This is a genomic window from Vibrio sp. Vb1980 (genome assembly GCF_033338615.1).
In the GTDB taxonomy this organism is placed as follows: domain Bacteria; phylum Pseudomonadota; class Gammaproteobacteria; order Enterobacterales; family Vibrionaceae; genus Vibrio; species Vibrio alginolyticus.
In genome coordinates this window covers 186,519-210,268 of sequence record NZ_JAWOSZ010000007.1, presented here as the reverse complement: position 1 = coordinate 210,268, position 23,750 = coordinate 186,519, and the positions used below count along the sequence as shown (strand labels likewise).

The window sequence follows — 23,750 nt, the reverse complement described above, 5'->3', positions numbered from 1 at the left end:
TACTAAGGTACCCACTGAGTTTAACTCAGTTTAAAGCGGCTCATTACATCTTTAAGAGAAATGGATAGCTGGCTTAGTTCGCGGCACGCCTGTGCGGTTTGCTCCGAGCCTTGCGAGACCTCTTGAGATGCCAAATGTATGTTTTCAATGCTGCGGTTAAGCTCTTCCGCAACGGAGTCTTGCTGGTTACAAGCCGTGGCGATTTGGGTACCCATGTCTGAGATGTCCGAAATCGAATGCTCAATGTCGCTCATCAGCTGTTTTGATTGAATGCCTTGTTCTGCACATTCTGAGATACTGGTTCTAGAAAGTTCAGTGGCTGATTTTGCGTCTTTTGCAAGTGATTGTAGCTGCTCAATGATCGAAGTGATTTCACTCGTTGAATCTTGCGTACGGCCGGCAAGAGTTCGAACTTCGTCTGCAACGACGGCAAAGCCACGACCAGACTCACCAGCACGCGCCGCTTCAATGGCTGCATTAAGTGCAAGTAGGTTGGTTTGATCGGCGATGTCGCGGATAACATCCACGATCACGTTAATTTTATTCGATTGCTGTTCAAGCTCAGCTACGGTATCGCCTGCAGCGCCAATTACGTTTGAAACTTCTTGAATCGCGTCAACCATACCTTGGGTTTCACGAACACCGTGTTGTGTGCGGCGGTTTGCTTCGTTAGCTTGGTTCGCTGAGTCTTCAGTGTTACGAGCAACATCGGCTACGGCCGCTTTCATTTCTGTCATTGCTGTTGCGATGTGCGTAATTTGCAGCTGTTGATCTTTCATACCAGACGCAGAAATATCGGAGATTTGGTTCATCTCTTCGACGGCGCTGCTTAACTGAGTAACTGCAGCAATCACGTTATCGATAACTTGGCGTAAGTCATCTTGCATCTTAGTGGTCGCGTCTGCCAGTTCACCAAGCTCATCATTGCCGATTGCTTTACGGTCAATGTCACTTGATAGATCACCTGTTGCGATAGCATTTGCTTGCTCAACAACAAGTTTAAGTGGGCCACAAATTAGGCGAGTCAGCACGTATGTCATGCCTACCATGATCAGTAGAATAATCACGTTACTTGCAATTGAAGAATTACTCAATCCATTTACAGAGGACAGGATATGAGTTTTGTTGCTGTCCATAGCTTCTTTAAGGAGACGGATTAGTTCGCCTAACTCTGAGTCAACCGCTTCGAAAGCAGACAAAGAGTTCGCCAAAATAGGGTGGGCCTTGCTTTTGTCGTTAGCTAGCATCGCTTCATTGTACTGGTCCATAGTAACCAAGTACTTTTTCCATTGACGCATAAGACGCTGGTAAGTTTGCTGCTCTTCGCCAGGCCAGATAGTTTCACCGTAAGCGTTGAGCTCTCTAGTGATCTTTTCGCGTTCTCTAATATTGTTAGAAATTTTAGTTTTGACTTGGTCTGCGTCTTCATAAGTGTACGCAGCAAATTGAGCTCGGCGCCAGCGAGACAAATGATCTCGAATCGAATCGACCCTTTCCATTGCAGGAAGCGTATCATCGGTATAGTTTAAAAGCTCAGATTTGATGCTTTTGAGCTCTGTAGATAAAAACACGCCAAATGCAATGTTGACGATGGCAATGAGTAAAAACGATAGCGATATCTTTTTCGCTATAGAAAGATTCTTGATAGACATTAGTGATATACCTTGTTTTTCTTATGTTGTGTCGCCAAAGTAAACCACATCCTTATATGTGATATATGTCCATTAAATTACTGCAACTCGTGTAACGTACCATTATTTATTGATATTTTCGATAATGAATTGAGCTTTGTTTGAAAATAAAAAAAGTCAATGATTTTATAAAGGTACGACCACATTCGATATAAAGTTATCAGTAACAAAATATGATGTTCTGTACGCAATCGTGCCAAGAGTAGGGAATTAAATTGTTACAGATGTTACAGCGGTGAAAAGATCAGCGTTCATAACGTGATAGTCGCGTGTTTACCTCGAAGCAGTTACGGACACTAGTATGCGTATGACTTCAGGGCTAATGAAAGGGAACGGGTGCTTATTGGTCTAATTGAATGCCAAATGTACTAGTCAGATCGCTTTTTAAGCACTTAAATCAAAAAGATAAAATTTATTGTTGACCAGATAAATTAATCCGTTAAAGTACGCCTCGTTCTCACGGCAAAGGTCGATGAGACAGATGGTGTCTAACCCATCGCATGATTGCGTTGCCCTGGTGGTGGAATTGGTAGACACAAGGGATTTAAAATCCCTCGGCGTTCGCGCTGTGCCGGTTCAAGTCCGGCCCGGGGCACCATCAAAATCTTTGGTGACAGAGATACAATATCAGAAAGGCGCCTTGGCAGAGTGGCTATGCAGCGGATTGCAAATCCGTGGACCTCGGTTCGACTCCGGGAGGCGCCTCCACTATTTCGAAAGCCAGTCTTAAATGACTGGCTTTTTTCGTTTTTAGTCCGCCTTTTCGTAACCCTTCGCGCTTTCCTAAAGTCTCCCATGTTTTGATCACCATTCAATATTTTTAATGCGCTAATCATTGATTTTATAAATGTTAGACAACTCAATAATTGTATAGTGTGATTGGTGATAGTTTCTCTTCGATTGTAATCCGAACTTTTTGTATTACAGGCAGCAACCTAGCTAGCGTCATAGTTAGTATCGCTTGGTGCGTATATGCAGAAAGGAGGATTCTAGTCCTTAACGTGAGAGAAAAATAATGAAAACATTCAACCTTAAACCTACACTTTTACCCTTAACTTTGCTGCTCAGTTCGCCTGTAATGGCGGCACAAAATGGCACCATGATGCAGTATTTCCATTGGTATGTGCCAAATGACGGTGCACTCTGGACACAAGTTGAAAACAACGCGTCGGCACTATCTGATAACGGCTTTACTGCGTTATGGTTACCACCCGCCTATAAAGGTGCTGGTGGTAGCAACGACGTCGGTTATGGCGTTTATGATATGTACGATTTGGGAGAGTTTGATCAAAAAGGTTCGGTGCGCACCAAGTATGGCACCAAAGATCAGTACCTAAGCGCCATCAATGCTGCCCATAAAAACAATATCCAGATTTATGGCGATGTGGTGTTAAACCATCGCGGTGGTGCGGATGGAAAGTCTTGGGTTGATACCAAGCGAGTAGATTGGAACAACCGAAATATTGAACTTGGTGATAAATGGATTGAAGCGTGGGTAGAGTTTGATTTCCCTGGGCGCAACGACAAGTACTCAAACTTTCATTGGACGTGGTACCACTTTGATGGCGTGGACTGGGACGATGCTGGCGAAGAAAAAGCTATCTTCAAATTCAAAGGTGAGGGTAAGGCATGGGATTGGGAAGTTAGCTCGGAAAAAGGCAACTACGATTACCTTATGTACGCTGATCTAGACATGGATCACCCTGAAGTGAAGCAAGAGCTGAAAGACTGGGGCGAGTGGTATATCAACATGACGGGTGTGGATGGGTTTAGAATGGACGCGGTGAAGCACATCAAATATCAATACCTGCAAGAATGGATTGATCACCTACGTTGGACAACAGGGAAAGAACTATTCACGGTCGGAGAGTACTGGAACTACGATGTGAATCAGCTGCATAACTTTATCACCAAAACTTCTGGCAGCATGTCTCTATTCGATGCACCGTTACACATGAACTTCTACAATGCTTCTAAATCGGGTGGTAGCTACGATATGCGTCAAATCATGGATGGTACGCTGATGAAGGACAATTCAGTCAAAGCGGTAACCTTAGTAGAAAACCATGACACTCAACCTTTGCAGGCTTTGGAGTCGACGGTTGATTGGTGGTTTAAGCCGCTCGCTTACGCGTTTATCTTATTGCGTGAAGAAGGTTATCCATCCGTGTTTTATGCAGATTACTACGGCGCGCAGTACAGTGATAAAGGACATGACATCAATATGGTCAAAGTGCCTTACATTGAAGAGCTAGTAACACTGCGTAAAGATTATGCGTATGGCAAACAACATTCTTATCTCGACCACTGGGATGTAATTGGTTGGACTCGAGAAGGTGATGCAAAGCATCCACATTCAATGGCCGTGATCATGAGTGATGGACCTGGCGGCTCGAAGTGGATGTATACGGGTAAACCAAGTGCTCGCTACGTAGACAAGTTGGGTATCCGAACTGAAGAAGTTTGGACTGATGCGAATGGTTGGGCTGAGTTCCCAGTAAACGGCGGATCTGTCTCGGTTTGGGTTGGCGTTGAATAATCCATTCTTGTGATTTTGATACAGAGTAGGCAATTCTTAATAAAACTTTTCAATGAATCAATGTGTTATTTGATATTCATTCTACAAATGAGTAACTTATATTTGAGCATAATCTAGAGGAAGATAAAGAATGGAATCTATTGCTGATGTATTGGTTGTGGCTATTGTGTTCGGTGCCATATTTGGGGGCGGGATAATAAAGTTAATCTTGAACCATCGTAAAGAAGTAAGAGCGTTGGAGATATCTGAACGTAATACGATGAGCCGAGAAGAACAAGATAACCTTAACAAGCAAATTGGTGACTTGAAGCGACGTGTTGAAGTGTTAGAGCGAATTGTTACAGATAACAAATATCAACTTGAAAAAGAAATTGCCTCTCTGTAGATCACCACTTAATCGTAAAGCCGGCGAAGTCCGGCTTTTTCGTGTCTGTACGTCATACCTTTCGGATGTTTAACTCAGCGTTCATCAAAAAAGTCTTTGTCGCGAATGTATTTACTCATAAAGTGATAAGAGAACGGTCGCATTAACCAACTAAATAAGGAGCGCCCAAGCCGTATGAGCGTTGGGGTGTTCTCGTATATTCTCCCGTTATATAACCATAGCATTTTGCCTACATGCCAATACAAAAAAGGTACGGGCGGCATAAAGGTCACGATGTCGATGTCGCAACAAATCCTGTATGTTTTGTGCCCCAAACGGTAGCGTTTCTTAAACGTCCAATCCCCGACAGCGGGCTGTCCGAAAGTGACCACGCGTTTAATGCTTTTTGGGTATTTTTTCTCAATATAGTCAGCAAAAACACTGCCAATCGCGCCACCTGAAGAGTGGCCAGTAATAGTGATTCTTTTTCCCCTAAGAATGAGCGGTACAACGATACCTTCGAGGCGTTCGATCACGGTCAACCCTAACCGATCTTCATTCCGGCTCGGTAAACTTTCTTGGAACAACAGATGATAGAAACCCGCGTGAATGCGATAGTTTAGTCCCAACCTTCGACAGCTTCTCGTCCACATCGCGAAGTTCAACAACCAATCACTGATACTGTGTGAGCCTTTAATCACTACGACCACTTCACTCTGTTTTTTACTCCAGAGCACGCGAATCATAATCTTACCGTGTTCATTTCTAATGACTCGTTGCCCATTAGGATCGAACCCGTATTGAGTTTGCCTGAAGACGCGAGGGTAGGCGAGATTACAAAGCACCGCATAGCGCTCGTATTGGTATCGTTTTAATGGTTTCACGTTATCTTTCTTAGTGGAGCTTAACGGTTGACTGTAATTAATGAATATTAAAAATACGTGAACCTTGATTTAGGGTCGGTAGAGATTCTGTGTATTGGTATCGCGAATGAAAGACTCAAACTGGCTTAAATGCGTCAAGATGGTTTGGCGAGAGAGTTCATGATGTTCGCTAAGCACGTTAATTAGCTTTTTCAAAGCCTTACGATCTTTTTTATTGAGATTTGCTGTCTCTTTGAGTTGTGCGAAAAATTCAATTTGACTTGAAGTGTCGTTAAAGTCACCGAGCTTATCTTGCAATAGTTTTAGTTGTTTCACGTTGTTTTTGTGCTGTTGGGAAGGATAGAGCGTGGAAAACCCTTCTAACAGATAACGCAGCGCTTTGCACTTTATCCGCATCGAATGAATCACGCTGTCACGACTTTTGTCCGAGATCTTGCGCCGTGCTTTATCAACTTTTTTAGATTGATCGGAGATTTTTTGGCTTGCGAAGAGTAACGCAGGTACGTTGCTATCCACTCGTTCGTGTTGCGTACTTCGCAACAGACTATTCCTGACCAAAGTGCAGTGCGTTGTGTATTCTTCTGTAGCTAGCCAACGCGTAACTTTTGCCTGTTCGTAAGCACGTTCGGCTTCGATAAAGCCAAAAAGCTGCTCAAGAGACGATTTGTGGTTTGGGAGCATTTCAATGTATTGTTTTTTGCCCAAGATAAATACGTCCAAATCACGCAGCTTATTTGTTTTCTTCATCATTGTTTTTAAATGAGGTTTCAAAATACGCTGCTCAAAAGGAGGGATCAGTTCGCGAAGTAGTAAGCATAGTGAGCGTATGCGCCTTAGTGTGACGCGATACTGGTGTGTATATTCAGGGTCCAAGTCATGGACGATCCCCTGTTCCAGAGAGCGTGCATAATCAAATTCAGTAAGTAAGAAGTGGGACACTACGAAGTCGAGTTCGGAATCAGTATGTAGCGGTAATTGAAATGATGACTTTCGAAACATGATGAGCGCTTATTTGTCCCCTGCAGTACGAGTTAAGTTTATACCCATACTGCCAATTTGTGCGACTTGTCGATTCCTCATTGACATGAAGTGATGAAGCAAAGTAAACGAGAGCAAAACATGCTGATGTTCTTGTGAGCAAAATGATCGCCCTTTGTTCGTTTGAGTTGGCTTTTTAACCATTTGAATAAAAGAGACTAATTTTTTGTTGACCAGATAAATTAATCCGTTAAAGTACGCCTCGTTCTCACGGCAAAGGCCGCAGAGACAGATGGTGTCTAACCCATCGCATGATTGCGTTGCCCTGGTGGTGGAATTGGTAGACACAAGGGATTTAAAATCCCTCGGCGTTCGCGCTGTGCCGGTTCAAGTCCGGCCCGGGGCACCATCAAAATCTTTGGTGACAGAGATACAATATCAGAAAGGCGCCTTGGCAGAGTGGCTATGCAGCGGATTGCAAATCCGTGGACCTCGGTTCGACTCCGGGAGGCGCCTCCATTCTTTTACTTGTCCATGAGTTCCGATAGTAACCTGTAGGATCTCAACTTCTCAGATTGTTCAAACACCATCGTGTTTACCATAATTTCATCTGCCCCAGTGCGTTCCACAAGTTTCTCAATTTTCTGTCTTACATATGTTTGATCACCATGGATAGATTCACGTAATTGAGTTTCAACGTGAAGCTTTTCCTGTGCTGACCATAGTGGTGCCATACTTTTCACTGGTGCGCGAAGTTTTTCGCGATTGCCGCGAATCATTTTTAAGAATTTTTGCTTCTCTGTTGTCGCGAGAAAATCTGCATGTGACTGAGTATCCGCTACGATAACGTTGGCACAAATCATCACATAGGGTTGAGCTAAATGCTCGGATGGGACAAACTCATCTCGATAAAAGTTTAGAGCACGAGACATTGCATCTGGAGCAAAGTGTGCAGCAAATGCGAAAGGTAAGCCTCTCTTAGCTGCTAAACGTGCGCTGTATGTACTCGACCCCAGAAGCCAAATCGGCAGAGATGTGTTGTTACCTGGATAAGCCGCGACTGGTTGATTTCGAGATACGGGACCAAGAAAGAAATTAAGTTTCTCCAACAGCTCTTCAAAGTCAGGATCCATATGCTCTGGTTCCCGCCTTAATGCATGCATTGTTTGGTAGTCGGTGCCTGGTGCGCGTCCTAATCCGAGGTCAATACGACCAGGGTATAATGCCTCTAACGTTCCGAATTGCTCTGCAATAACTAGTGGTGCATGGTTAGGTAACATGATTCCACCTGATCCTAAACGGATCGAGTTCGTGTGCGCTCCAATATGACTGAGTAATACACTGGTTGCGGCACTGGCGATGTCGGGCATGTTATGGTGTTCAGCCATCCAAAACCGATGATAGCCCCAGGACTCGATTGATTGAGCTAATTCAACGGAGCGTTCGAACGTTTCGGTGAAGTTTGTTCCGTCGGACACGGGTGCCAAATCCAGAACAGATAAACGAGGAAAAGACATAGGATAGTTATAGCCTGTTAATGAATCTTAACTATCATATGGTGGTGAAAGTTGACGTTTAAAAGGGGAGGATTAACCATTCACAATGGATTATTTTTCTTCAATGCCTGGAGAGCGTTTAGCTTACGAGTTTAGCTTTTGCTATGTGATAAAAGCGGCTTTATTACTGTAAGTGGCCACAGTGGTCGATGTCGTTGAATATTCGCATGTAGAACGTTTCCACAGCTACTTTAGATTAAAACATAGGCCTCTTTAACAGCGAACTGCTGTTGTCGACAATAGTGAACGAGCTAGCTTTAGAACGTTTTGACTGATACATAGACTTGTCTGCCGCTGTTAATAATTCATGTACATTCGACCCATGCTCAGGATAGAGTGCAATACCAATGCTAGCTCCGACGCATAACTCTTTACCTTTAAAATGAATTACTTTTTCTATTTCTTGGATATAGCGTAGTGCACATGCAGACAGAGACGTACCTGTTGTGTGTGAACGATGAATAATAATAAATTCATCTCCACCAAAGCGGCCTACCATGTCTGATTCGTCGATAATACTTGATAATCTACTAGCTACAGATTTTAACACTGCATCACCTGCCTCATGGCCATGGCTATCGTTAATATCCTTAAATAAATTTAAATCTATAAAAAACAAACTAAAACTATTCTCACTGCCTCTGAAATTACGCGTAAGCTGGATCAAATGTTTTTCTATTGCTCGACGATTGTAGATATTAGTTAAGGAGTCGTGCTCAGACAAAAATACCAAACTTTCTTTTTGACGATTTAGAACTGAAGTTTGATTCTCTACTTCTTCTTTAAGTTTTGATTTTGATATTGTTGTGTGGTTTAACAATGCCGCCATTTTATTGAAGTAACAAGACAGATTTTCAAATTCCGTGAATTGATTTTCTGAAGGGATTTTATAGTCAAAATTTGACCTGCTTAATTGTTTTATTCCATTTATAAACCTTTGAAAGCTTCTCTTGAACTTTATTTTTATATAAAAGCATAATAGCATAACAACCAGAGAGATAAAAATAATACCTGCTTGAGTGTAATAATTTAAATTTTGTAGTTTTGTAGACTTATTATTAAGTATTTTTTTATAAATATATATTATTTCATTATTCATATCCTGGGATACAATGTTTATTCTGGATTGTATGACAGGATTTGATTTATTATAATTTAAGACTGAATCATAATGGCGATCTTTGTCTAGTAAATGATTATTTTCGTATTGAACTAAAAAATACAGTTCGAGATTCATTTTTTTTAGGTCTTTAGTAAGGTATAAAACATCTTCATTTTGAGATAATAATTCGTTTAATTTGTTATGAGAAATCATGAATTGTGTGAAATTGTTTTTCCCCCTATTTTGAGTGTAAGCCCAAAGATAACTACTTAATGACTCTAATGATATTTGTATGTCCATTATTTGGTTTAATTGTTTCTTGGCTTTATAATCTTCTATTTTTATGAAGCTTATGTATACTATAACGCTGATACATAGTATTACGCTTAGACTGAATAGTGATGCTAAATAGTGGTTTAACGAACGATGCATTTTAATCTAGACCATCAAAATATGAATTGATATAGTTTTCTTTAAATATTTTTCTGTAATTTGGAATCTGTCCTTCTACATAGTTTTGTTTTAATGCCCAATTAGCTTCTGATTGTAATGTAAATAATAAAGAATTCGTTAAATTTAATCGAAAGTTATAATCATCCCAACTCCAAGATATTTCTTCAACTGTTGTGTTAAGTTTTTGTGATAATATTTTCATTGTTAAATGAGGGTTTTTATCCATCCAGTTAATTGAGTGATGAAGTGACTTTATTATTTTCATTACTTCTTGATCTGATTTTTCAATGTGTATTTCTTTTGATACAAGCAAAAAGTAAAGTTTATACACGCCAATAATTCCTATGTTCTTTACTTCTTCATTTATTCTATTCTTGGCCATAAATCCGTATGGCTCCCAAGTAGATATTGCATCGACGTTTCCTTGCATTAAATGATTTATAATAACCTGCGTTGTTGATGATATTTTTTCTACTTTTTCTAAATCAATGTCATTTACCTGTAGCAACAAGTCTAAGTAATATTCGCTAGCGCTCTTTTTTATTACACCAACCTTTTTTCCTGGTAATTTATCTATACTTTCTATGCCAGACCGCTTTTTAGTTAGCAGCTTAATATCATTCGTAGAAGATGCAAAAGAAGTGATTATTGCTAAATCTTTGTATTCAAAGCTTTTAAACATCAGTACGCTTTCAGAAAAAGTGGCGTAATTAACATGGTTTTCTAGAAGTAGGTTTGAACATTCGACCCCTCCAAAGCACATGATAAGTTCGACGTTTAAATCGTTTTCTTCAAACGCACCTATGTGCTCTGCAATGATAAAAGGGGCTGACAGAGGCGTCTTAGATATACCGATTGTTGTAGGTTTGTGGATAGCATTTGATACCGTTGTTAACTTTAAATAAGCAACTACTAATGCAGAAAGAACTAAAATTATGATAACTGTAGAAATCTGTTTTGTATCCATCAAAAACAACTCCCTTCATAATAGTAGTAATTAATCTATCAGTTAAATGAGTGTAGTTGCTTATTGGGTTGATGCTAGGAGAGGAGGGGATTTATTTGTATCGTGCCAAATTTATGAGTACCTAGGGGTAATTTCGGTAACTGGCTTAGATATAAAGAATTTATCTTTAGTTAGTTCAAGTTGTAGCAAATGACTGATTTCATAACATGATGATTTATGGAGAGATATCAACTTTTTAAGTTGAAAAATTGTACTCCATTTTTGCCATTTTTCTTTATCTCATACATTGCGTGATCGGCTTTTTGATACACTTCATTAAACGGTTGCTTTCCTTTGTTAAAGAGACAAACACCGATACTCATTCCTATCGTTACTTTATGTAAGTCTTGATTTATCGCTGGAATGATTGAATCTAAGAGTTGATTGCAAAGTTGGGATATTTCCTCTCGACTTGAATGCCAGTTTAAGATAACAAATTCATCGCCTCCTATGCGTCCAACTTGAGACTTGCTTGACGCAAGCTCTGTTAAGCTATTGGCGATATTGATGAGGAGGGTGTCGCCAGTATGATGGCCTAGCTGGTCGTTAACTGCTTTAAAATTATCTATATCAACAAACACTAAAGCAGACTGCTGAGACGGTTCGGTTTGAGGTTGATGATTAAAGTTTTCCTCAATTGCTTTTCTATTTAACAATCCAGTCAATGGATCACTCGAAGCCAACTTGGCCAGTTGCTGCTCATAACGCTTTTCTTTTGTAATATCGATATGAGTACCCATCATCCGTAGTGGTTCGCCATCAGAACCATACTCGACGATGCGCCCTCGATCGTAGACCCAACTATCACTGCCGTCTTTATGAATCATGCGATGAACTACCTCATAAAGGTCGGTTTTGCCAGCTAGGTGATCTTCAAATGCACCCACCGCAAGATCATAATCTTCAGGGTGGAGATTGTTTTTCCACGTTTCAACCGTCGCGGTTAACTCATGGGGCTGATAACCTAGCATTTTGCCCCACTGCATATTGAATATCGTCAAAGTACCTGAAGGAATATGCTGCTCCCACAAACACAGTCCATTACTGTCGAGTGCAGCATTCAACTTTTCTTGTAGTCGCGCATTCTTCCGCTTCAGCTCTTCATTTTCTTTTTCTAAGCAGGCAATTCGAGTTAGATATTCTTCCATTTTGCGCATAATTTACGTCGTTTTCGGAGCGACAATATACGAAAAATACTTTGCAATTTCTATGATTGAGCTTGGAGATATAAATATTGAATATGCGGTAAATAATAAAGAATCGGTGATGTTACTTAAGAGCAGCAAAGTAAATGCTTGGAAAACAAAGAAGGAAATAGGGGGTAAGCGAGGGGCTCTCCTGGTGCAAAGTCTTAAATGGAGGCCTTTGCACCGGGACTACTGAGGGCTAGCGGTTTAGTGCACCACAACGCTCAGGTTGGTATGTGATATCGACAATTTCAATTGTCTTCACTTGATTATTTGGCATTGGCCATTCAAGTTTTTGGCCGACAGACAAACCGATCAGTGCGCTGCCTACGGGCGCAAAAATAGAGATATCATCACTGCTTTTCAGTTCAGAAGGGTAAACCAGTGTCTTTGTCATGGTTCTATCTTCACCTGAAAATTTAAACTCTACAGTCGAGTTCATCGTGACCACGTTATCTGGCATTTGTTCTGGCTCAAGAACTGTTGCTCGGTCGAGCTCTGCTTCTAATTCCACAAGCTCCGCTGCGATGTTTGGCATTTTATCCAACAAGGCCGTGATTCGGTTCATATCTAAGCTTGAGATGTAGATAGAATTGTTTTCTGACATTTTATGACTCCCAAATAAAAGGCCGCCTCACAAAAATGGGACGGCACTCTATATGTCAATTACGGTATCAATCATATGGACGCTATTCCATATGAACTAAACCCGATTTTAGTCTTTATAGTGCGACTTAGCTAGTAAAAAATTTTTGTTGTGAAGCTTGATTTTTCTAAATCTTTCAATCACTTCAGATATTGTTCTCTGATCACCTTGAAACGGTGAAGTCAAGTGAGTGCGTCGTTTAGAAGCAAAACAGGATTTATCGTAGGTGTGCTCGGTTTCGATGGTCAGCCTTACTTCATAAAGCAAAACGGTATAGTCCGTTGCTAGCATGGCTTCGGTTATCTCAGTTTGTTAAAACTACCAATATCCGTTAAAAAATTACTTTTTATTTCGCAATAGTCAGATAAATACGTTCATCTACCCCTTTAGGGTAGTTTGAAATTGTAATTGATTTACATCATGTATTAATTTTCTTTCACAATTAACAATGAGCTCAGTGATAAGAACCTGACCCTTAGGAATTATAATGAGCAAGTTGAAGCTAGTAGTCATCGGTAACGGTATGGTAGGGCACCGTTATATTGAAGACTTAGTCGAGAAAGCTGATATGTCTAATATAGACATTACGGTTTTCTGTGAAGAACCTCGTGTCGCATACGACCGTGTGCACCTTTCCTCTTACTTTTCTCACCATACTGCAGATGAACTTTCTTTAGTAAAAGAAGGCTTCTACGAGAAACACGGTATTAACATGCTGATCGGCGAACGCGCGATTAACATCAACCGTGAAAACCGCATTGTTTACTCAAGCACTGGCCGTGAAGTTCAATACGACAAGCTGATTCTTGCTACTGGCTCATTCCCATTTGTTCCACCTATCAAAGGTCACGAAAGCAAAGACTGTTTTGTTTACCGTACTATCGAAGATCTTAAAGCGATCGAAGCGTGTGCGAAGAAGAGCAAATCAGGCGTTGTTGTCGGTGGTGGTCTGCTAGGCCTTGAAGCAGCAGGCGCACTGAAAGCACTGGGTGTAGAAACGCACGTTGTTGAGTTCGCGCCAAAACTAATGGCTGAGCAACTTGACCTGGCTGGTGGTAACCAGCTTCGTCAAAAGATCGAGCGTATGGGCGTGAACGTTCACACCAGCAAAAATACGCTTGAGATTGCGCCAGAAGGCACAAACGCACGCAACGTTATGCGTTTTGCTGACGGTTCAGAGCTAGAAACAGACTTCATCGTATTCTCTGCAGGTATTCGTCCACAAGACAAACTAGCACGCCAAATGGAGCTAGAAGTGGCACCTCGTGGAGGTGTTGCTATTAACGACCACTGTCAGACTTCTGATGAGAACATCTACGCTATCGGTGAATGTGCGTCTTGGAACGAAATGTTCTACGGCCTTGTTGCTCCTGGCTACAAGATGGCGACAGTTGCTGTTGATCACCTACTAGGTAACACAGAAAGCAAATTCGAAGGCGCTGACATGTCTGCGAAGCTGAAACTTCTTGGCGTTAAAGTAGGCTCTATCGGTGACGCGAACGGTCGTACTGAAGGCTGTAAGAGTTACGTTTACCAGAACGAAGAACAAGAAGTTTACAAACGTCTTATCGTTTCTAAAGACAACAAGAAACTGCTTGGCGCGGTTATGGTTGGCGACACCTCTGACTACGGTGACCTGCTTCAACTTATGTTGAACGAAATCGACCTACCAGAACACCCGGATGCGTTGATCCTTCCTGCACACGCAGGCGCTGAGAAACCAGCACTAGGTGCAGACGCTCTACCAGAAAGCGCAGTAATCTGTTCTTGTTTCGACGTAACCAAAGGCAAGATCGCACAAGCGGTTGCTGATGGTCACCACACATTGAGCGACATCAAAGCCGTGACGGGCGCAGGTACAGGCTGTGGTGGTTGTATTCCTCTAGTGACCTCTGTTCTAAATGCTGAGCTTGCTAAATCTGGTATCGAAGTGAAGAACGACGTGTGTGAGCACTTTGCATACTCACGCCAAGAGCTGTTCCACCTAATCCGCATTGAAGAGATCAAAACGTTTGATGAGCTTCTAGAGAAATACGGCAAAGGTTACGGCTGTGAAGTTTGTAAACCACTGGCTGGTTCTATCTTGGCTTCTTGCTGGGGTGAGCACATTCTTAAGCCACAACTGGTTAAGCTGCACGACACGAACGATAACTTCCTAGGTAACATCCAAAAAGACGGTACTTACTCTGTTATCCCACGTATGGCGGGTGGTGAAGTAACACCTCAAGCACTGAGTGCGCTAGCGAACGTTGCTGCAGAATACAACCTATACACCAAAGTAACCGGTGCTCAACGTATTGGTCTGTTCGGTGCTCAAAAAGACGATCTTCCAGAGATCTGGCGCAAGCTTATCGATGCTGGCTTCGAAACAGGTCAAGCGTACGCAAAAGCACTTCGTATGGCCAAGACATGTGTGGGCTCTACTTGGTGTCGTTACGGTGTTCAAGACTCTGTTGGTCTAGGTTCTTACATCGAGAACCGTTACAAAGGCATTCGTACACCTCATAAGATGAAGTTCGGTGTTTCTGGCTGTACTCGTGAGTGTGCGGAAGCACAAGGTAAAGACCTTGGTATTATCGCGACTGACGCAGGTTGGAACATGTACGTATGTGGTAACGGTGGTATGAAACCTCGTCACGCAGACCTACTTGCAAGTGACCTAGATAAAGAAACGCTAATCAAGTACATCGACCGCTTCATGATGTTCTACATTCGTACTGCTGCGCCACTACAACGCACATCAGTTTGGATGGAAAACATGGAAGGTGGCGTTGACTACCTACGCGAAGTGATTGTTGAAGACAAACTTGGCATCAACGCTCAACTAGAAGCAGACGTAGCGAAGCTTGTAGACGAGTACGAGTGTGAGTGGACTGCGACCATCAACGACGAATCACAACTGACTCGTTTCGCGCACTTCATCAACTCTGACAAGCGCGATGAAAACGTCGTGTTTGTACAAGAGCGTGAACAGCACCGCCCAGCAACCTTCACGGAAAAACACCCTGAAGCGAAAGGCGACATCCTACACGTAGCGATCACTGAAGCATAAGGGAAGGTTGATTATGTCATTTGAAAAGATTTGCCAAATCAGCGACATCGTACCGGGCACGGGTGTTTGTGCACTGGTTGATGGTCAGCAAGTTGCGGTATTCCGCCCAACACAAGCAGAAGAAGTGCTGGCGATCAGCAACACAGACCCGTTCTTCCAATCAAACGTGCTTTCTCGCGGTTTGATCTGTGAGCACCAAGGCGAGCTTTGGGTGGCTAGCCCACTTAAGAAGCAACGCTTTAACCTGACAACAGGTGCGTGCATGGAAGACGAGCGTTTTAGCGTGAAAGCGTACAAAACCCGCGTAACCAACGGCGAAGTAGAAATCTCTGCGTAAGCTTGGTTTTCATTCCCTCCTCTTAGGGGAGGGAATGAACTGAAACCTAGATTTAATAGACAAAGGCTTTCCAAGCATCAACTCAGGGGAACAGGGAAGCGAGGTGTTGTAGACAGCGTTCAGGTGTCAACGGGAAGCCTTTCTCTATTAAATCTTTAACTTTTTAACTTTCAATTTTGGATAAGGACACATTCATGTCTACTGATTTTAAGCCTGCAGAATTCGTGCAAACCATGATCAATGTTGGTGAAGCGAAAACCAATACAAGCACGCGAGATCTTCTGCTTCGCGGTACGATGGCTGGCGTTATTCTTTCGCTTGCGGTGGTGGTTGCTATTACCGCGATTGTACAAACGGGTATCGGCCTTGTAGGTGCACTTGTTTTCCCCGTTGGTTTCGTAATTCTAAGTGTGATGGGTTATGACCTAGTAACCGGTGTTTTTGGTCTAGCGCCTCTGGCTAAGTTTGCGAACCGTCCGGGCATCACTTGGGGTCGTATCTTCCGTTGTTGGGGTCTTGTAGGCTTGGGTAACCTTATCGGTTCTCTGATCGTTGCTTACCTGGTGGCTATCTCTCTAACAGGTAACTTCTCTCTAGAACTGAACGCAGTAGCGAAGAAATTTGTCGCTGTTTCTACCGCGCGTAGCCTTGGTTTTGAAAACATGGGTATGGACGGATGGATCACATGTTTCGTACGCGGCATCTTCTGTAACCTAATGGTGTGTCTAGGCGTTATCGGCAACATGACGGCACGTTCGGTGTCTGGTCGCGTAGCAATGATGTGGTTCCCAATCTTCATCTTCTTTGCGCTAGTATTTGAACACACCGTAGTAAACATGTTCCTATTCCCACTAGGTATGATTCTAGGTGCGGATTTTGGTATCGCGACTTGGTTGAACTTCAACCTTATTCCAACCATTCTAGGTAATATTGTTGGTGGTCTCGTAATGACTTGTATTCCACTGTACCTAACTCACGCTAAAACTGCGCCTTCTATCAATGCTGAAGAAGAAGTAAAAGCGCAACCTGCAATGGCTAAATAACCATTAACGGGTAATTCGCTTAATATGGTCCCGCTTCTGGATGGGCGGGACTATTCTCTAACTAGATTTCAATTTTTAACTTTCACTTTTGCGACATATTTTATTGATTTAGCTATAAAAAGTAATAACTCCTTAGAGTGGTTTTAGCCCTAAGTGCATAACGCGAGTGTTACTCTTTATATCTAAATTTTTCGATAGGCATTGATATGACTACTGCTCACTCATCTTTAAACAGCGGCTTTGTTTCTCTTGTTGGTGCAGGTCCAGGTGATCCTGATTTGCTCACAGTAAAAGGCTTAAAAGCCATTCAAGCGGCTGAAGTTGTTGTATACGACCGTTTGGTGTCGAAAGACATTCTAGAATTGGCTCATGCATCAGCAGAGATGATCTACGTAGGTAAAAAATTAGACTTTCACTGTGTGCCTCAAGATCAAATCAACCAAGTCTTGGTGCAGAAAGCACAAGAAGGTAAGCGTGTTGTGCGTCTGAAGGGCGGTGACTCATTTATCTTTGGCCGTGGCGGTGAAGAGTTAGAAGAGCTAGCGGAATTTGGTATCAAATACGAAGTGGTTCCGGGTATCACAGCAGCAGCGGGTGCAACGGCTTATGCTGGTATTCCATTAACGCACCGTGACCATGCGCAAAGTGTTCAATTTATCACTGGTCATGTACAAAAAGATGGTCGTGAAATTGAGTGGCATTCACTAGCTCAGTCTAATAACACGCTTGTATTCTACATGGGTTTGAAGCAAAGCGGCCATATTATGGATAAGCTGATCACTCATGGGTTAGATCCTGAGATGTCATGCGCCATTATTGAAAATGGTACGCGTCCAGAGCAGCGCGTGTTCCAAGGAAAGTTGAACGAGCTATCGATCATGGCAGAGCAAGCCGTGAGCCCAGCATTGATTGTGGTTGGCAGCGTGACTCAACTTCACAACAAGTTGGATTGGTTCGCAAAGTAATACTGCCCAGAAGTGACTATATTTTACAGGGGCTTTGTTGCCTCTGCATTTCTTGCTTACGCATAGGCATTTGATCAATGAGGTTGTTGATAAACGGCCAGTCTGTTTCTGCGCCCCAACGGTGCTTTTCTAGACCATCTTTACCAAGCAAAATAGCAGTATGAGAACCTTTTTCGACCGCATAAAGACGAGCTAGCATTTTTAGGTCGAACTCTTCTTTAAGCCAAGCAGGAAAAGTATAACCTTGTTCTGTAATGACCAGTGTGACGACATCTCTGTCTTCCAACTCACACTCATTCATAAGTGTTTCTAGCAAGAATTGTTTGACGTATTCATCATTTTCCGGCGCAAAGTAGAGCACACTTCTATGTGGCCAGTATTTGGAGTGCGCTGGATAACCAAATGCTGTCGATGACAAGATACAGGAAAGCAGTATCACTAGTAACTTTCCGCCCATGACAGTTCCCCTAGAAACCCAAATAACTTTTTATACGTTAAGTTTAGTGGAATTGGCTCATTGTGCTTTTTCCAAAACTGGCATAGGGTAGGCAGCAAATAAATTGAGCGTAGAAATAGATGAGTTCGGAAAGCAAACAAAAAATCGCCATTTTGGTTGATGTACAGAATGTGTATTACACCTGTCGCGAAGCGTATCGAAGCAATTTTGATTACAACCAGTTTTGGTATGTCGCCACACAAGGGAAAGAGGTGGTAAGTGCTCGTGCTTATGCCATCGCGAGTAACGATCCAAAACAACGTCAGTTTCATCACATTTTACGCGGTGTTGGATTTGAGGTGATGCTTAAACCCTACATCCAGCGTCGTGATGGCAGCTCGAAAGGCGATTGGGATGTGGGTATTACTCTCGATGCAATTGAAATTGCTCCCGAAGTTGAGGAAGTGATTCTAGTTTCGGGAGATGGAGACTTTAGTCTGCTAGTAGAGAGAATTCAGCAGCGCTTCAATAAAACGGTGACCGTTTATGGTGTACCTAAACTTACATCTCAAACTCTGATTGATTGTGCCGACAATTTTGTCGCGATTGATGACGATTTCTTGCTGTAGTTAATAGTGCAATAAAGAAAGGCGAGTCACTCAGGCTGTACGAAAACGTACAATGACTCGCCTCTAATTTATCGTTGATTTGGCTAGTTACGAAGGAATGATCATTTGCCCTAGCAAGTAACCCAAGCAACACGCACCAATCACGCCGATTAAGCCCACAGACATGAATGAGTGGTTGAAGTACCACTTACCAATCTTAGTTGTGCCCGAGGTATCGAAGTTCACAGTCGCGATATCTGAAGGGTAGTTGGGAATAAAGAAGTAGCCATATACCGCTGGCATCAAGCCGATAAGCAGCGCAGGTTCCAAACCTAAGCCGAGACCAACAGGTAGCATCATGCGAGCCGTTGCAGCTTGAGAGTTCACCACAACCGACACAATGAATAACGCAAGCGCGAATGTCCAAGGGTAGTTGGTTACCATCTCTACGATGCCGGATTTAAATTGAGGCATAGCGTACTGGAAGTAGGTATCTGACATCCATGCAATACCGAAGATAGCAATCGCCGCCACCATACCAGATTTAAATACCACCCCATTTGGTACGTCACGCGGGTCAGTTTTGGTCGCAAGCAAAATGATACCGCCGAAGCAGAGCATCATCATTTGAATCACAACTGCCATGCTGATTGGCTTCGAGCCATCTACGATGGTACGAATGTCTGGCCACATCGCGATAACGACGATAACCAAGATAGAAGCAATGAACAGCAATACAGAGTTACGAGCACTTGTTGGTAGTACTTCATCAAGAGACGTTGCAGTTGTGTTGAGGATCTTTTCGCGCCACACAGGATCTTTCAAACGCTCTTGGTATTCTTCATCGTCGTCTAGCTCTTTACCACGCTTTAGGCTGTAAAGTGACATCAACAACGTACCGAATAAGGTTGCAGGTACAGTAACGAGCAGAATTGAGAGCAGAGTGATCTCGTGTTGAATGTCGGAGAGTTGCGCCAAGTAGTAAACCACTGCTGCTGAAATTGGCGAGGCTGTGATTGCGATTTGAGACGCGACAGAAGCGGCAGCCATAGGACGCTCTGGACGAATGCCATTTTTAAGTGCAACGTCGCCAATGATTGGCATGATAGAGTAAACCGCGTGACCTGTACCAAGTAGGAAGGTCATAAAGTAAGTCACGAACGGAGCAATAAGGGTGACGCGTTTTGGGTTCTTACGAAGCACACGCTCGGCAACTTGCAGCATGTATTTCAAACCGCCAGCGGCTTCAAGAATGGAAGCACATGTTACCACCGCTAAAATGATCAACATAACGGTGACAGGAGGAGAGGTTGGCGGCATCTTAAAGATGAAGACTTCAATCACCAAGCCAATTCCGGATACGACCCCAAGGCCGATACCACCATAACGTGAGCCGATATACAGCATCACGAGCAAAAATAGAAACTCAAGATACAACATGTGGATTTCCTTATTCAAAACAGAGGGCTACATAGCCAAATTACCTCTTTGTATTGTCTCGATATTCAGAAAGAAAATACTTCATGTTGTTCACAATCCGCTGGATAAGAAACAGCAATATTCAATTATTGGCAATAACTCACGCTACACAGGGAAACTGTTAACACAGTTTTATCAGGGTGTTTTTATGCTGTGTATTTTTGCGATCATGTGAGCGTTAAATGCGAAGAGGTTTAAGAGTTTGTTGCTATTCATCGCATACGTAACCAGACCTTACAGCTTCACAGAACTCGGAAATACATTCATAACTAACCCTAAGAGTGCTTCTTTGTTATGAAAACGCAAAGAATAATAGTTTGCATTGCGATTGGTGCTTGGGTATAAAGGTGTCAGAATGACTACACCAACAATAAGCCATCATGTCTGAGCAATTTTTCCCGCAACTGTTTCAAACTTCGAGTGAGATTACACCTTACCTACACGGTGATATCGGCGAGATAGGGCAAGAAGCTATCCATATCGAGAATGATATCAACCCGATCATCCAAGGCCTTTACCAGCAAATCTCGGAGGCTCATCCGGAAGCGGGAAAAGCATATTGGTTGACAAGAACGTGGGATTTACTTTGTTGGCAGCCAGTTTATGTCGCATTCATCTCTATTTACGGTTACCACACGTTGCCAAACATTCGCGAGATAGCGCAGCACCTCAAACCTTGTTTTGTTTCTGGGTACCGATTCGCCGACGAAGCGCATATACATGGCGAGCCAGAAGCGTTGATAAAAGAGGCGGGGCGTCAAATCCGAGAACTGTTCGACTTCTATCAACAAGAGATGAGTCAATGGACACGCATTCGTCCTGGCTTCACCCATCAATTGATGTCGGACGGAATCATGGCTTGTTTAATTCGTCTCCAACAGCGCTTTCCGCAAATGACTAACTCGACACTTCAGGAGCATGCGGTCTTGTGGCTAAGCGCAATGGGTTTGGATGTTGATAATAGCCGCTCACTTCATGAGACGGAATCAGATCAGTCGCTAAAGTTAGTAAGAAAAAGTTGTTGTTTAGTCTATAAGTGTGAAGGCAGAAAGCTTTGTGCAGATTGTCCTCGTTTAGAGGAAAATCGACAGCTTATGAGCAAGAAGGTTCTTAATTAACATTTATTTAACTTGTGTAACAGTGCTCGATTTGAGAGTGAGAATAAGTATCATTGCATGCTCTTGTTGACAACAAAAAGATAAATACAATGATGAAAAGGACGTTTTCTTTCAATCTCATCGTACTTGCGATGAGCAGTGGATACGCAGTTAGCTCAATAGCAGCAGAAGATCTTCAACAAACATCGACTCCAAGCGATGAGCAATTGGTTGTTGTAGGCAGTGTGATGCCGAAATCGATCTCCGATATTCCAGGAACGGTTTGGTTTGTTGGCCAAGAAGAGATTGCTCAGCAATATCGTGCGGGCAAGACACTGGGTGATATTCTTTCTGCAACCATCCCTTCTTTAGACGTCGGCACCGGTGGTCGAACTAACTATGGTCAGAACCTTCGCGGTAGAGCAATGTTGGTAATGATTGATGGTGTCTCGTTACAGTCTTCTCGCCCGATTAGTCGTCAGTTAGACGCAATAGACCCATTCAACATCGAGCGAATTGAAGTACTATCTGGTGCAACCTCCATTTATGGTGCAGGCGCTACTGGTGGTGTTATTAACATTATCACCAAGAAAGCGTACTCGGATGACTTGTCGTTTGAATCCTACGTGAGTGGCACTACAGGCTTTAATAGCAGCGATGACTTTGATTACAAACTCGCTCAGTCTATCTCGGGTGGTAATGAGCGAATTACCGCTAGAGGTTCGGTTGTGTACACCGAGACACAAGGTGCATTTGACGCAAATGGCGACATTGTCACCCCAGACATTTCACAGGGCTCTTTGCAGTATAATTCAACGCTCGATGTTATGGGATCGACCGAGATTCAAATCTCCGATGCCAGCAAGTTAAACCTTGTCGCACAATACTATGACAGCCAGCAAGACTCGCCATACGGTTTGTACATTGTTAACAATAAATTTGTTAATGTACGAGAGGGGTTCGATTCCGACCGTGAACATGGTACAGAGCGAGTTCTCTTAAGTGCGAACTACGCTCACGACAGCGTATTCGGTCATCAACTGATAGGCGAGTTATCTTACCGTAGTGAAGACCAAACCTTTACTCCTTATTACCAAAGTGCCTCTCAACAAAAAACAGAAGTTTTTGCTGGGCGCTTAGCGTTAGCTAAAAGCTGGGAGTCATTCAAACTTGTTTATGGTGTCGATGCGTACTTAGACCGTTTTGAAAGTAACCAGGCTCTGTTCGATCCAACCATTGCGAACAGCTCTGGGAACTTAATTAATCGAACCTATGCCGAAGTGGGGCGTTACCCAGATGTTGATGTGGCGTCTTACGCAATGTTTGTCCAAGGGGATTACCAAATCAATCAAGATTGGTCAGTACAAGCAGGCTACCGCTACCAATACATGGACAATAAGATTGATGATTTTGTTGCCTATAGTATACAAAAGAAGATCGCATCGGGTAATGGTGTATCAGCGGATGCGGTACCAGGTGGCAGCACTGACTACTCTGTGAGCTTATTTAATTTGGGCACCATTTATCAGCTTAACGATGAATCTCAGCTTTGGGCGAACTTCTCTCAAGGTTTCGAACTCGCTGATCCTGCAAAGTACTACGGCCAAGGTAGCTACGATGCCGCGGATGCAAATGGTCACTACGCGTTGAACAATAGCATTAATGTATCTGACTCAAAAATGTCGGGCATCAAAACGGACAGCTATGAAATTGGTTACCGATTAGATACGGATACTGTCGCACTGCAAGCGGCGGGTTACTATTCGGTTTTGGATAACTCAATCAAGTATGACAAGAAGACGCTCCTAATCACCAATGTTGATGACGAGCAACGTGTATACGGTGCCGAAGCAAACATTAACTACTGGGTAAACCGTGATATTTTGTTAGGTGCATCAGGTCACTATGTGGTTTCTGAGCTTAAAACCAACGGTAAGTGGGAAGATCTAAGCGCGGGTAAAGCAAGTACATCAAAAGCGAACGCGTGGGCGGCTTACTATCAGGATGGCTATTCAGTACGTTTACAAAGCCAGACGATGTTTGATTACGAAGATGACGCAAACAATAAACTAGATGGATACACTACGTTTGATCTTCTTGGTAACGTAACACTACCTATCGGGCAGTTAGGTTTTGGTATTCAAAACCTATTTGACGAAGACTACACAACCGCTTGGGGACAACGTGCGCAGATTCTTTATGCAGCACACTACGATGCTGCAGCGTACGACTACAAAGGAAGAGGTCGCACATTCACACTGAACTACAGTGTCGAATACTAAAGCTAACTATCTCCGAATATCAAAAAAGCCGCTTGAAGCGGCTTT

The 23,750-nt window shown here is 42.9% G+C and carries 19 protein-coding genes and 4 tRNA genes; 13 read left to right on the top strand and 10 right to left on the bottom strand.

Annotated elements, in window-relative coordinates; translation table 11 throughout:
* Positions 1-20: 20 nt before the first annotated feature.
* Complete coding sequence (locus tag R7F64_RS13525; protein ID WP_005375988.1) at positions 21-1,652, bottom strand: methyl-accepting chemotaxis protein; 1,632 nt, start codon at positions 1,650-1,652, stop codon at positions 21-23.
* A 550-nt stretch (positions 1,653-2,202) separates the two neighbouring features.
* On the opposite strand from R7F64_RS13525, the gene R7F64_RS13520 reads away from it, so the two are divergent.
* The 4 genes from R7F64_RS13520 (at position 2,203) to R7F64_RS13505 (ending at position 4,615) form a co-directional block, all read left to right on the top strand.
* Positions 2,203-2,289, top strand: a tRNA-Leu gene (locus R7F64_RS13520).
* A 36-nt stretch (positions 2,290-2,325) separates the two neighbouring features.
* Positions 2,326-2,399, top strand: a tRNA-Cys gene (locus R7F64_RS13515).
* 307 nt (positions 2,400-2,706) lie between these two features.
* Positions 2,707-4,230, top strand: coding sequence for an alpha-amylase (amyS, locus tag R7F64_RS13510; RefSeq protein WP_318071786.1), 1,524 nt, complete (start codon positions 2,707-2,709; stop codon positions 4,228-4,230).
* A gap of 130 nt (positions 4,231-4,360) precedes the next feature.
* Positions 4,361-4,615, top strand: coding sequence for a hypothetical protein (locus R7F64_RS13505; RefSeq protein ID WP_005375990.1), 255 nt, complete (start codon positions 4,361-4,363; stop codon positions 4,613-4,615).
* A 74-nt stretch (positions 4,616-4,689) separates the two neighbouring features.
* Here R7F64_RS13505 and R7F64_RS13500 read toward each other — a convergent pair whose 3' ends face one another.
* Complete coding sequence (locus R7F64_RS13500) at positions 4,690-5,478, bottom strand: lipase family protein (RefSeq protein ID WP_005375991.1); 789 nt, start codon at positions 5,476-5,478, stop codon at positions 4,690-4,692.
* 69 nt (positions 5,479-5,547) lie between these two features.
* A complete protein-coding gene (locus tag R7F64_RS13495; protein ID WP_258660902.1) occupies positions 5,548-6,477 on the bottom strand; it encodes a CHAD domain-containing protein in 930 nt (309 codons plus the stop codon).
* Between the two features lie 301 nt (positions 6,478-6,778).
* Between R7F64_RS13495 and R7F64_RS13490 the strand changes: the two genes are divergently transcribed.
* A tRNA-Leu gene (locus R7F64_RS13490) sits at positions 6,779-6,865 on the top strand.
* 36 nt (positions 6,866-6,901) lie between these two features.
* Positions 6,902-6,975: transfer RNA gene (locus tag R7F64_RS13485), tRNA-Cys, on the top strand.
* Between the two features lie 5 nt (positions 6,976-6,980).
* Here R7F64_RS13485 and R7F64_RS13480 read toward each other — a convergent pair.
* The 5 genes from R7F64_RS13480 to rnk all read right to left on the bottom strand — a co-directional run bounded on the left by R7F64_RS13480 (position 6,981) and on the right by rnk (position 12,367).
* On the bottom strand, positions 6,981-7,973 hold the full coding sequence (locus R7F64_RS13480) for an LLM class flavin-dependent oxidoreductase (protein ID WP_318071785.1): 993 nt from the start codon (positions 7,971-7,973) through the stop codon (positions 6,981-6,983).
* Positions 7,974-8,208: 235 nt separating this feature from the next.
* Positions 8,209-9,414, bottom strand: coding sequence for a diguanylate cyclase domain-containing protein (locus tag R7F64_RS13475; RefSeq protein ID WP_267923253.1), 1,206 nt, complete (start codon positions 9,412-9,414; stop codon positions 8,209-8,211).
* 133 nt (positions 9,415-9,547) lie between these two features.
* Complete coding sequence (locus R7F64_RS13470) at positions 9,548-10,534, bottom strand: ABC transporter substrate-binding protein (RefSeq protein WP_267923254.1); 987 nt, start codon at positions 10,532-10,534, stop codon at positions 9,548-9,550.
* A 227-nt stretch (positions 10,535-10,761) separates the two neighbouring features.
* Positions 10,762-11,721, bottom strand: coding sequence for a GGDEF domain-containing protein (locus tag R7F64_RS13465; RefSeq protein WP_025767735.1), 960 nt, complete (start codon positions 11,719-11,721; stop codon positions 10,762-10,764).
* A gap of 238 nt (positions 11,722-11,959) precedes the next feature.
* Positions 11,960-12,367 carry a nucleoside diphosphate kinase regulator gene (rnk, locus tag R7F64_RS13460; protein ID WP_005376048.1) on the bottom strand — a complete coding sequence of 136 codons (408 nt, stop codon included), beginning with the start codon at positions 12,365-12,367 and terminating at the stop codon, positions 11,960-11,962.
* Positions 12,368-12,893: 526 nt separating this feature from the next.
* Here rnk and nirB point away from each other — a divergent pair.
* The 4 genes from nirB to cobA all read left to right on the top strand — a co-directional run bounded on the left by nirB (position 12,894) and on the right by cobA (position 17,803).
* Entirely contained in the window at positions 12,894-15,458 is a 2,565-nt protein-coding gene (nirB, locus tag R7F64_RS13455) for a nitrite reductase large subunit NirB (RefSeq protein WP_318071784.1), read from the top strand.
* A gap of 13 nt (positions 15,459-15,471) precedes the next feature.
* Positions 15,472-15,795 (top strand): nitrite reductase small subunit NirD, encoded by a 324-nt coding sequence (gene nirD / locus R7F64_RS13450; RefSeq protein ID WP_005387969.1) that lies wholly within the window; start codon positions 15,472-15,474, stop codon positions 15,793-15,795.
* A 194-nt stretch (positions 15,796-15,989) separates the two neighbouring features.
* The gene (locus tag R7F64_RS13445; RefSeq protein WP_005387971.1) at positions 15,990-16,838 is read left to right on the top strand and encodes a formate/nitrite transporter family protein; all 849 of its coding nucleotides are present in this window, start codon (positions 15,990-15,992) and stop codon (positions 16,836-16,838) included.
* 206 nt (positions 16,839-17,044) lie between these two features.
* Positions 17,045-17,803, top strand: coding sequence for a uroporphyrinogen-III C-methyltransferase (gene cobA / locus R7F64_RS13440; protein WP_258639446.1), 759 nt, complete (start codon positions 17,045-17,047; stop codon positions 17,801-17,803).
* A 16-nt stretch (positions 17,804-17,819) separates the two neighbouring features.
* Here the strand turns inward: cobA and R7F64_RS13435 are convergent, their stop codons facing one another.
* Complete coding sequence (locus R7F64_RS13435; protein ID WP_017820187.1) at positions 17,820-18,260, bottom strand: DUF4174 domain-containing protein; 441 nt, start codon at positions 18,258-18,260, stop codon at positions 17,820-17,822.
* A gap of 119 nt (positions 18,261-18,379) precedes the next feature.
* On the opposite strand from R7F64_RS13435, the gene R7F64_RS13430 reads away from it, so the two are divergent.
* Positions 18,380-18,868, top strand: a complete 489-nt coding sequence (locus R7F64_RS13430) for an NYN domain-containing protein (protein WP_005387978.1) — start codon at positions 18,380-18,382, stop codon at positions 18,866-18,868.
* An 87-nt stretch (positions 18,869-18,955) separates the two neighbouring features.
* Here the strand turns inward: R7F64_RS13430 and R7F64_RS13425 are convergent, their stop codons facing one another.
* The gene (locus R7F64_RS13425; RefSeq protein ID WP_005376060.1) at positions 18,956-20,287 is read right to left on the bottom strand and encodes an anaerobic C4-dicarboxylate transporter; all 1,332 of its coding nucleotides are present in this window, start codon (positions 20,285-20,287) and stop codon (positions 18,956-18,958) included.
* A 419-nt stretch (positions 20,288-20,706) separates the two neighbouring features.
* Here R7F64_RS13425 and R7F64_RS13420 point away from each other — a divergent pair, with 419 nt between their 5' ends.
* Positions 20,707-21,444, top strand: coding sequence for a siderophore ferric iron reductase (locus tag R7F64_RS13420; RefSeq protein WP_005376062.1), 738 nt, complete (start codon positions 20,707-20,709; stop codon positions 21,442-21,444).
* 89 nt (positions 21,445-21,533) lie between these two features.
* Positions 21,534-23,705: a TonB-dependent receptor gene (locus R7F64_RS13415; protein ID WP_318071783.1), complete on the top strand. Its 2,172-nt coding sequence runs from the start codon at positions 21,534-21,536 to the stop codon at positions 23,703-23,705.
* The last annotated feature ends 45 nt before the right edge of the window (positions 23,706-23,750 follow it).

What these genes read in the sequence shown, in the direction of transcription:
- R7F64_RS13415 (WP_318071783.1), top strand. Translation starts at nt 21,534, where the DNA reads ATGATGAAAAGGACGTTTTCTTTCAATCTCATCGTACTTGCGATGAGC.
- R7F64_RS13480 (WP_318071785.1), bottom strand. Translation starts at nt 7,973, where the DNA reads ATGTCTTTTCCTCGTTTATCTGTTCTGGATTTGGCACCCGTGTCCGAC.
- rnk (WP_005376048.1), bottom strand. Translation starts at nt 12,367, where the DNA reads ATGTCAGAAAACAATTCTATCTACATCTCAAGCTTAGATATGAACCGA.
- nirB (WP_318071784.1), top strand. Translation starts at nt 12,894, where the DNA reads ATGAGCAAGTTGAAGCTAGTAGTCATCGGTAACGGTATGGTAGGGCAC.
- R7F64_RS13420 (WP_005376062.1), top strand. Translation starts at nt 20,707, where the DNA reads ATGTCTGAGCAATTTTTCCCGCAACTGTTTCAAACTTCGAGTGAGATT.
- R7F64_RS13525 (WP_005375988.1), bottom strand. Translation starts at nt 1,652, where the DNA reads ATGTCTATCAAGAATCTTTCTATAGCGAAAAAGATATCGCTATCGTTT.
- R7F64_RS13505 (WP_005375990.1), top strand. Translation starts at nt 4,361, where the DNA reads ATGGAATCTATTGCTGATGTATTGGTTGTGGCTATTGTGTTCGGTGCC.
- R7F64_RS13495 (WP_258660902.1), bottom strand. Translation starts at nt 6,477, where the DNA reads ATGTTTCGAAAGTCATCATTTCAATTACCGCTACATACTGATTCCGAA.
- R7F64_RS13430 (WP_005387978.1), top strand. Translation starts at nt 18,380, where the DNA reads ATGAGTTCGGAAAGCAAACAAAAAATCGCCATTTTGGTTGATGTACAG.
- R7F64_RS13465 (WP_025767735.1), bottom strand. Translation starts at nt 11,721, where the DNA reads ATGGAAGAATATCTAACTCGAATTGCCTGCTTAGAAAAAGAAAATGAA.
- cobA (WP_258639446.1), top strand. Translation starts at nt 17,045, where the DNA reads ATGACTACTGCTCACTCATCTTTAAACAGCGGCTTTGTTTCTCTTGTT.
- R7F64_RS13445 (WP_005387971.1), top strand. Translation starts at nt 15,990, where the DNA reads ATGTCTACTGATTTTAAGCCTGCAGAATTCGTGCAAACCATGATCAAT.
- R7F64_RS13425 (WP_005376060.1), bottom strand. Translation starts at nt 20,287, where the DNA reads ATGTTGTATCTTGAGTTTCTATTTTTGCTCGTGATGCTGTATATCGGC.
- R7F64_RS13470 (WP_267923254.1), bottom strand. Translation starts at nt 10,534, where the DNA reads ATGGATACAAAACAGATTTCTACAGTTATCATAATTTTAGTTCTTTCT.
- amyS (WP_318071786.1), top strand. Translation starts at nt 2,707, where the DNA reads ATGAAAACATTCAACCTTAAACCTACACTTTTACCCTTAACTTTGCTG.
- R7F64_RS13475 (WP_267923253.1), bottom strand. Translation starts at nt 9,414, where the DNA reads ATGGACATACAAATATCATTAGAGTCATTAAGTAGTTATCTTTGGGCT.
- nirD (WP_005387969.1), top strand. Translation starts at nt 15,472, where the DNA reads ATGTCATTTGAAAAGATTTGCCAAATCAGCGACATCGTACCGGGCACG.
- R7F64_RS13435 (WP_017820187.1), bottom strand. Translation starts at nt 18,260, where the DNA reads ATGGGCGGAAAGTTACTAGTGATACTGCTTTCCTGTATCTTGTCATCG.